General features: G+C 51.0%; 8 protein-coding genes. 6 read left to right on the top strand and 2 right to left on the bottom strand.

The genetic code is table 11. The features are described 5' to 3' along the window. Positions 1 to 187 precede the first annotated feature (187 nt). The gene (locus KGF70_RS06295) at positions 188 to 370 is read left to right on the top strand and encodes a hypothetical protein (protein ID WP_105921981.1); all 183 of its coding nucleotides are present in this window, start codon (positions 188 to 190) and stop codon (positions 368 to 370) included. A gap of 154 nt (positions 371 to 524) precedes the next feature. Here the strand turns inward: KGF70_RS06295 and KGF70_RS06290 are convergent, their stop codons facing one another. Next, positions 525 to 1,643 carry an acyltransferase gene (locus KGF70_RS06290; RefSeq protein ID WP_216767816.1) on the bottom strand — a complete coding sequence of 373 codons (1,119 nt, stop codon included), beginning with the start codon at positions 1,641 to 1,643 and terminating at the stop codon, positions 525 to 527. Between the two features lie 138 nt (positions 1,644 to 1,781). Beyond that, positions 1,782 to 2,651: a LysR family transcriptional regulator gene (locus tag KGF70_RS06285; protein WP_216767815.1), complete on the bottom strand. Its 870-nt coding sequence runs from the start codon at positions 2,649 to 2,651 to the stop codon at positions 1,782 to 1,784. 123 nt (positions 2,652 to 2,774) lie between these two features. Between KGF70_RS06285 and KGF70_RS06280 the strand changes: the two genes are divergently transcribed. The 5 genes from KGF70_RS06280 to KGF70_RS06260 are packed head-to-tail and all read left to right on the top strand — an operon-like array spanning position 2,775 to position 7,957. Next, positions 2,775 to 3,692 (top strand): ACP S-malonyltransferase, encoded by a 918-nt coding sequence (locus tag KGF70_RS06280; protein WP_253954708.1) that lies wholly within the window; start codon positions 2,775 to 2,777, stop codon positions 3,690 to 3,692. Continuing rightward, on the top strand, positions 3,693 to 5,336 hold the full coding sequence (gene mdcA, locus KGF70_RS06275) for a malonate decarboxylase subunit alpha (RefSeq protein WP_216767813.1): 1,644 nt from the start codon (positions 3,693 to 3,695) through the stop codon (positions 5,334 to 5,336). 35 nt (positions 5,337 to 5,371) lie between these two features. Further along, positions 5,372 to 5,671, top strand: coding sequence for a malonate decarboxylase subunit delta (locus tag KGF70_RS06270; RefSeq protein WP_050338565.1), 300 nt, complete (start codon positions 5,372 to 5,374; stop codon positions 5,669 to 5,671). Continuing rightward, positions 5,661 to 7,337, top strand: coding sequence for a biotin-independent malonate decarboxylase subunit beta (gene mdcD, locus KGF70_RS06265; protein WP_216767812.1), 1,677 nt, complete (start codon positions 5,661 to 5,663; stop codon positions 7,335 to 7,337). The genes KGF70_RS06270 and mdcD overlap by 11 nt, the downstream gene beginning before the upstream one ends. Beyond that, on the top strand, positions 7,325 to 7,957 hold the full coding sequence (locus KGF70_RS06260; RefSeq protein WP_216767811.1) for a malonate decarboxylase holo-ACP synthase: 633 nt from the start codon (positions 7,325 to 7,327) through the stop codon (positions 7,955 to 7,957). The genes mdcD and KGF70_RS06260 overlap by 13 nt, the downstream gene beginning before the upstream one ends. The last annotated feature ends 209 nt before the right edge of the window (positions 7,958 to 8,166 follow it).

Below are 8,166 nucleotides of genomic sequence, written 5' to 3'. Positions count from 1 at the left end.
CGTAGGATGATCCAATCACTGCACGTTTCCGGTAACTCGCACTGTTTTCAGCGGGCCTCAGCTGACAGCTTTTGAACTTGGAAATTGGCATGATTTAATCAGCTTTAATACTAAAGAATAACTAGCACAGATGGAAAGTGGAAATAAAAAAGATTATGGCAAACATTGAGAAGGGAATCGTGAAGTAATGAAACAATTTGGATTAGCACTAATTGCGGCAGGGTCGATGATGTTAGTGGGTATCTGGTTGGTGATGCTAACGGATCATCGCTCACAGAATTTGACGAACCAGCACAGTGTGGTGGCACTGGCACCGAAGACTAATTCATCGTCATCAATCACCTCGATAGTTGATTGGTGTGATCAGTAAGTGAGCGATTGTGCGGAATTCAGTATCAGGTCGTAAATGAGTAACCCCCTTAATTCCGTAGCTACTCATTGTAATTTTAGGTGAAACATAAAAGGAACAATTGACGCGTGATCAAGTGGCGTCAATTGTTCCTTTTTGTCGATCGGTAATCATTTTAAACCGTTTCACGAACACGTTGGCTACGCTGTTTGACGGCCGTCCACAGGTAGTGTAACCCAAAGGCCGAGCCGAATGACAATGGCCAGGTCAGCAAATAGACGACCGCGATGCCAAGTAAGGGGGACCAAGTCGTTAATTGGCGACCAAAACTTAGCCAGAGCAGCGTTGACCAACAGACGTTTGAGAGGTACGCCTTGTAGGCCATGCCAGCGAAGCGGTGGACGAATCTTGTAAATGGGCGGTGCCGCTTGACTTGCGCCAGGCACAGCGCTGCCAGCAGGCCAATCACGGCAAACGCATATAGGGTCATCGAGGGTTTGTAGTACGGTGCGTTCCCCAGTTCGACCGGGAAACCATAGCTGAATAATTCCCGGTTGGTCCACCAGAAGCAAAGCAGCAACAAGCCGACTAAGCCCGGCCACCAGCGCATGATCAAGTGGTCAAAACGGGACCGAAAGACCCACGCCAGCACACCGCAGACCCCGAAGATGAGAAAGCTGACAAAGAACCGGTCGAATAAGTACCAGTGTTGCATTTGTGGGCCATGGAAAATTTGTGTGTCATAGAACCACAGCCATAAACCGGTGATGAGAATGGTCACCGTCAGCACTAGTTCACCGCGGTGTGGGTGATATTGACACCAGCGGCCAATCGCCCAGAAGAGTGGCATCAAGACGATGAATTGAAGCATCATGGTGTTATACCACAGGTGCGGCGCTGCGTTACCATTGATAAAGCGCCAGAGAAAGCCCTTCCAATTCTGGAAAGGAGAACCCTGTTGTAATTGGGGCATCAGAACCAAGTAAATTAATGTCCACCAAATCGTTGGGACAAACAAGGCGTGCCACTGTTGCCGTAAATAAGTCCCATAAGTTAGCTCACGTCGTGCCAGCGTCGTCCGGGTCGTCGTGTACAGGATGCCAAAGATGAAGGCGGGGGCCGTATACTTGACCAAATTATAAAGGACCCCGATGCCAACTTGCGCGGCCACTGCCGGGTGCACCGTTAACGCGTTCGCCAAGATTGGTTGCGCCATGACTGCCGTACAAGCGCCTAATTTCAGGTAATCCCCGATATCAGCTTGCTGGGCAGGTTGAGTTGAAGATTCGTTCATTGTTCGTCGCCACCTTTCGAATAGTGTGAGATCGAATGGTGGATAATCTTAGATTCAGTTTAGCGGAATTTTTCAGATTTGCAAGGCTCGTTTTTACAAGCCACGTTTTTACTAGGCCAGATTTTATAAGATTCGATTTTATAAGGATTGCGCGCGAGTGTCGACGAATAATTTCACGAGGGCGTTTGCTAAACGGCGATTTTGCGGCGTTTCTTTGCTCTGCCCCTCCGTCAAATAAATCGTTCGTAACGGCGGGTTCGGATTTAAGCGCGTCAAGTGCAACTGTGAACCGGTCGCGTGCCAAGTGATGGCGGGAATAAAGCCGATTCCAATGCCGTGTAGCAGTAGCGCACGGATGCTGGCGGGGTCGTCTGATTCGTATTGATAATCGACAGGCGCCCGTTGCGACTTGAAGTAGGCGTCCATCGTTCGGCGTAGTGGTGTCTGGCGACCAAGCGTAACTAAAGCGTGGGATGCAAGTTCGGCAGGGGTGATCACTGACGTTTGAAAGACTGGCTCGAGGCTACCAACTAAGATTTCTTCCGTCAGCAGTGGTACCGACCGCAAATTAGTCGCGGGTTGGCGCGTTGAAATCGTGAAATCAAAGTTCTCAGTGTCATTGACGGTACTGATCCGTTGCGTTAATTGCACAGGCGCAGCCGGAAAAATCTGGTGGATCTGCGTGATGATTTCAGGAATCAGCGCAGAAGCGACTTCTACTAGCAGACGGATGGGCCTCTGCCGTGTGGAAACGGGTGATGAGACTGCGTCAATGCCCTGATTTAACTGCTGGAGGGTTGCTTCCACATAGTTCAAAAAAGTTCGCCCTTTAGCATTGATCTGAATCCCGCGGCCAACGCGGTCAAACAAGGGCGTTCCTAGTTCTTTTTCCAAGTCCTGAATTAATTTGGTCATTGCCGGCTGACTGATAAACGCCTTCTTAGCTCCAGCAGTGATACTGCCGGTTTGGGCGGTGTACATAAAACCTTCCAGTTGTGAGATATTCATAAACGTCCCTCGATTCATAACTAACGGTTATTAATATAACTTTAATTCATTATACAACAGAATCAATTCGGCATACACTAAGCTTGTGAGATCGATTTGAATGGGTATCTGAAAGGAGGCTGCATGGTGAAAGCGTTATGGATTTTTCCTGGCCAAGGTGGGCAGCGTGCTGGGATGCTTACGCACGTTCCAGGTCCGTTACGACAGCATGTTGAACAACTACTCGGACTGAAATTATTGGATACAGCACAGGGTTATCAAGATTCGGTACAACTGCAAGTCAGCATTACACTCCTGCAAGTGAATCAAGTGGACCAGCTGATTGCGGCCGGCGAACGGCCTAGTCTTGTTGCAGGGCACTCATTAGGCGTGTTTGCGGCAGCCTATGCGGTTGGTAGTCTGACACGTGATGATTGTTTTCGATTGGTCAAACGGCGCGCGGAATTGATGCAGGCGGCTTATCCCCATGGTTACGGGATGGGCGTGATTGTTGGCTTGACCCGTACGGCGGTGACGACCTTGGTCGAACAGGTTCATACGGCGACACATCCAGTGTATGTCTCCAATCAAAATGCCAGCGACCAAACGGCAATTACGGGTGAACTCATCGCGATTGACCAAGTGTTGACGCTGGCTAAGCAGGCTGGAGCAGCCAAGGCACTGCGATTAAAGGTGCCGGTACCGTCGCATTCGCCGTTAATGGCCGCTGTTGCCGAGCAATTGGCATCAGCGGCTCAAGCGACGCCGATTCAGCGACCGACTGGCGTGTATCTGGCGAATTATTCAGGCCATGCAGCCCGGCAAGCGGCCAAGGTCAGACAAGACTTGGTCAGTAACTTGGTACATCCGGTCTATTTTGAAGCAATGTGTCAGGTCGCGCTGAACTACCAGCCGGATACGATTCTCAATTTTGCGCCCGGCAGCCCATTTCGCCACGTCTTACAACAAGACTTTGGCGATCTTCGGCAGATCGATTTAAATCAAACGTCGCTAGATGACGCACAGTACTTATTGAATAAATGGAAGCGAGGGACTAATTAAATGAGTGAAGAACATAATTGGGCATCACGACGGACGGCCAAGCAGGCCAAGCTGACGGCGATGCAATCTTGGCTGAACGGCAAGTTTGGACAAACGAAAGATGCTAAAACCATTCTAGAAGGTTTGATCCAAAGTGGTGACCGCGTCGTTTTGGAAGGTGATAATCAGAAGCAAGCGAGCTTTTTGTCTCAAACCTTAGCCCAAGTCGACTCGGAAAAGGTCAATCATTTGCACATGATTATGAGCAGTATTTCTCGACCAGAACACTTAGATATTTTCGAAGACGGCATCGCCAGCAAGCTCGACTTCTCGTTTGCGGGCCCACAGAGTACGCGGGTCTCGCAAATGATTGCGGATGGCAGTTTGGTGATTGGCGATATTCACACCTACTTAGAATTATATGCGCGCCTCTACGTCGATTTAATCCCAAACGTCGTATTAGTGGCTGCGGATCAAGTCGATAAGGACGGTAACTTGTATACCGGAAACAACACCGAAGAAACGCCGGTCATCGTTGAAGCAGCTGCGTTCCATGACGGCATCGTCATCGTTCAGGCCAATCAAGTCGTGGATCGCGTGCCACGAGTCGATATTCCGGGAGACTGGGTCGATGTGGTCATTCCGGCCGACCAGCCATACCAGTTGGAACCATTGTTTACGCGTGACCCGCAGAATATCACTGAACTGCAAATCTTGATGGCGATGATGGCCATCAAGGGAATCTATGGCAAACACCATGTTCAGTCGGTCAATCACGGGGTCGGCTTTAACACCGCCGCAATCGAGCTCCTGCTCCCGACTTATGGGGAACAGTTAGGCTTGAAGGGCAAGATCGTGCCAAACTGGGAAGTTAACCCGACACCAACCTTGATTCCTGCGATTGAATCAGGCTGGATCCAATCGATTCACTCATTCGGTGGCGAAGTCGGCATGGGCGATTACATTTCAGCGCGACCCGACATCTTCTTTGTGGGACCGGACGGGACGATGCGTTCTAATCGGGCCTTCGGGCAAATGGCCGGGCAGTACGCCTTAGATATGTTTGTCGGCTCGACCTTACAAATCGACCAGTATGGGAACTCATCGACCGTCACACACGGGCGGCTCTCTGGTTTTGGTGGTGCGCCAAATATGGGATCCAATCCAACTGGTCGGCGGCATTCGACGCCCGCTTGGCAGAGTTTACGTCCGGACAATGACCCGTTAGGCAAAGGCCAAAAACTGGTCGTTCAAATGGTTGAGACTTATGGCGCCAATAAACGCCCAGTCTTCGTAGATTCATTAGACGCGGTCGCTGTGCAAAAGGAAGCTAAACTGAAGAACGTCCCAATCATGATTTATTCGGAAGACACGACCCACATCGTGACTGAAGAAGGGATCGCTTACCTCTACAAGACCGATAGTATGGCGGAACGCCAAGCGGCAATTGAAGCGATTGCCGGTGTGACGCCGGTTGGCCTTCGTAGTGATCCCGCAGTCGTCCAAGATTTGCGGGCACGCGGCATTGTCGCCTTACCAGAAGATTTAGGTGTGCGGCGGACCCAGGCGACACGTTCGCTACTGGCCGCGCAAAATATGGCCGACTTAGTCCAGTGGTCACACGGCCTCTACAATCCGCCGGCTAAGTTCCGTAGCTGGTCGTAACGTTGAATTAGATTGAAAGATGAGGAATAACGATTATGGAAAAATTACACTTTAACTTTCCGGCTTCCAAACCAATCGACCACCCGGTTCATATCGGGGTCGTTGCTTCTGGCGATTTAGAGGTCATCATGCGCCCCACAACGGCCGATGAAGCCCAATTATCGATTGTAACGGGGAGTGATGGCTTTAAAACGGTCTGGCAAAATGTGTTGAAACGCTATTTTGACCGCTACCCACTCCTGGCCGAGTTTGAAATTAACGACTTCGGTGCGACGCCTGGCGTTGTCAATTTGCGACTGACTCAAGCAATGGAGGCGTTGAACGATGAGCAATAGTTTTGTAGAATTACACGCCCGCCAGCGGGCCGAAGCCTTATTAGATGCTGGTTCCACCCGCGAACTGATTGGACCGCTTGATAACATGATCTCACCGCACTTGGAACCACAACAGATCGTGCCGGAAAGTGACGATGGCGTGGTCATTATGAAGGGCCGGTTAGCGGACCATGACTTGGTGGTCATCGCGATTGAAGGGGCCTTTCAAGGCGGCGGGATCGGTGAAGTCAGTGGGGCTAAAATCGTGGCGGCGCTCGAGCACGCGTTGGCAGATAATCAGGCCGGTCATCGCATCTATCCCGTGATTATTCTGGATACCGGTGGCGTGCGGTTACAGGAAGCCAACTACGGCTTATTATCGATTTCTGAAATTCATAACATGGTCGTGGCGCTCAAAAAACACGTGCCCGTGATTGGCCTTGTTCCTGGACGGGTGGGGTCGTTTGGCGGCATGTCGATCACCAATGCCTTGTTGTCGTACGTGATTGGCACCAATCAAGCCCGCATTGGACTGAATGGTCCGGAAGTCATCGAACAAGAAGCCGGCGTCCGTGAGTGGGATGCGAGTGATAAAAATCTCATCTGGGATACGTTAGGGACGACGCAACGCCAAGCAACTGGCATCATCGATGAAGTCATTGAAGACGACGTGACGGCCTTCCGCGATGCGGTAAGTACGGCGATTGCGACCCATCAGGATAGTCATCGTGACCAGCGCGGCGACTTTTACTTGTCACTGCTTGACCAACTGGATCCGAGTGAAAAGTTGACGATTCCAGCCTATGACAAGTTATTTAAACAAGTGACGGTGACACCCCATCATCTAGCCCCAGCAACTAGCGGCGAAAATCAGTCAACGCCTTCTCGTGGGCGGACTTGGTTTGAAAACCTGACCGGCATTACCAATGCTCAAAGTGATGTTTCAACGGTGTTGCATGCCCAAGTCGACCAGCGCGAATACATTGCAATCGTGGCGGATGCACAGAACCGTTTTCCACGCGTCCGGCATGGTGAAGTTGGGTTGCAAGAAGGGTATACGGTCGCCAGTGTCGTCAATGATTTGATTGCGGCGGATGCTGACAAGACAACGAAGACGCCCATCATCATGGTCGTGGATGTGCCTAGCCAAGCCTATGGATATAATGAAGAGTTGATTGGTATTCACATGGCGTTAGCCGCGAGTGCCAGTGCGTACGCTCGGGCGCGGCAAGCTGGCCATAAAGTGGTCGCTTTGATTGCGGGTGACGCGGTGTCTGGTGGTTTCTTAGCACACGGCTTACAGTCGAATCGATTAGTGGCGTTCGATGATTTGGACATCACCGTGCAAGCCATGAGTAAAGCCAGTTCCGCGCGTATCACGCAACGGACGATTGCAGAGCTGGAAGCAGCGACGCAACACGTGCCTGCCATGGCGTATGATATTGAAAACTATCAAAAATTAGGTGCACTGTATCAACTGATTGAAGGCGTCAAAGGGACAGATACCGACCAAACAGCGATCAATAAGGTCAAGGCAGCTTTAGACGAAGCGCTAACTAGTTTGGATGATGCCTCAACTGATTTAAGCTTCCGGTATACGAACCCGATTGCGGTGAACGGTGAAGCGGGCGGACGCAAGGCGACCAACCAAGTCCGGCGGCTAATGGCAGAACAATGGGCCGACTAGCCCCGCATACATTGGTCAGTTTACAATCACCTGATGTTTTACTGACCAGTGGCCCATTACCGGATTGGGTCACAGACATGTTAGCGGCGACTCCGGTCGTAATCGTCCGTCGTGGCCCGCAAACGACCACGATTCCAGTCGGCATTCGCGGCTACCAAAAGTCGCAACGCTTTGCGGCGGCAATCATGCCAACCGACTGGCAAGCGCCCGTGACCCCCGCGATGGCATTGAACCGGTTGCCAGAGTTAACAGCGGCTCGGCGTCAATTACCAGCCTTTCAAAAATTAGCGCGCGTGCAGTCCTTATTGTCCGCTTATGACTGGGGCGTCGGTGGTAGTCTCCAGTTTGAATTGGCGACCGGCTTACCCATGGTCAATCCAAATTCGGACCTCGACATCATTATGCAGCGCCCAGCACCGATGTCACCAGCCCAAACACTGCAGCTGATTGAGCGATTAAAAGTGATTGCTGGTGCACACGCTGACATTCAGATTGTGCACGGTCAGTTGGGCTTTTCACTGGAAGAATATGCGAATCAACGGGCCTCACAAATCATGATGAAGACGGCCCACGGTCCAATTCTGGTCACGGATCCTTGGCATGCTGAGGAACGGGATTGAGGCGGATGAAGCGGTAATTACTGAATTCGGTACACTGAATATTCCTAAATTTGATTAAAAGCGTCGTACATGTCAACAAATCGTTGTCTGTACGGCGCTTTTGGTGTTTGAAAATGGTGGTGACCATTGTTTTTTGGGCGAGGCGAGTTGGATGAACAGGTCCATCGCTGAATGGTGAATCGTGATGGCTGATGAGGTGGTAAGGTCAT

Source organism: Lactiplantibacillus sp. 7.2.4 (genome assembly GCF_018991185.1).
Taxonomy (GTDB): Bacteria; Bacillota; Bacilli; order Lactobacillales; family Lactobacillaceae; genus Lactiplantibacillus; species Lactiplantibacillus pentosus.
Note: the sequence above shows the minus strand (reverse complement) of the source record. Positions and strands in the feature narration are given on the sequence as shown.

Coding starts and splice junctions, on each gene's coding strand:
- mdcD (WP_216767812.1), top strand. CDS start 5,661: ATGAGCAATAGTTTTGTAGAATTACACGCCCGCCAGCGGGCCGAAGCC.
- KGF70_RS06270 (WP_050338565.1), top strand. CDS start 5,372: ATGGAAAAATTACACTTTAACTTTCCGGCTTCCAAACCAATCGACCAC.
- KGF70_RS06285 (WP_216767815.1), bottom strand. CDS start 2,651: ATGAATATCTCACAACTGGAAGGTTTTATGTACACCGCCCAAACCGGC.
- KGF70_RS06260 (WP_216767811.1), top strand. CDS start 7,325: ATGGGCCGACTAGCCCCGCATACATTGGTCAGTTTACAATCACCTGAT.
- KGF70_RS06290 (WP_216767816.1), bottom strand. CDS start 1,643: ATGAACGAATCTTCAACTCAACCTGCCCAGCAAGCTGATATCGGGGAT.
- KGF70_RS06295 (WP_105921981.1), top strand. CDS start 188: ATGAAACAATTTGGATTAGCACTAATTGCGGCAGGGTCGATGATGTTA.
- mdcA (WP_216767813.1), top strand. CDS start 3,693: ATGAGTGAAGAACATAATTGGGCATCACGACGGACGGCCAAGCAGGCC.
- KGF70_RS06280 (WP_253954708.1), top strand. CDS start 2,775: ATGGTGAAAGCGTTATGGATTTTTCCTGGCCAAGGTGGGCAGCGTGCT.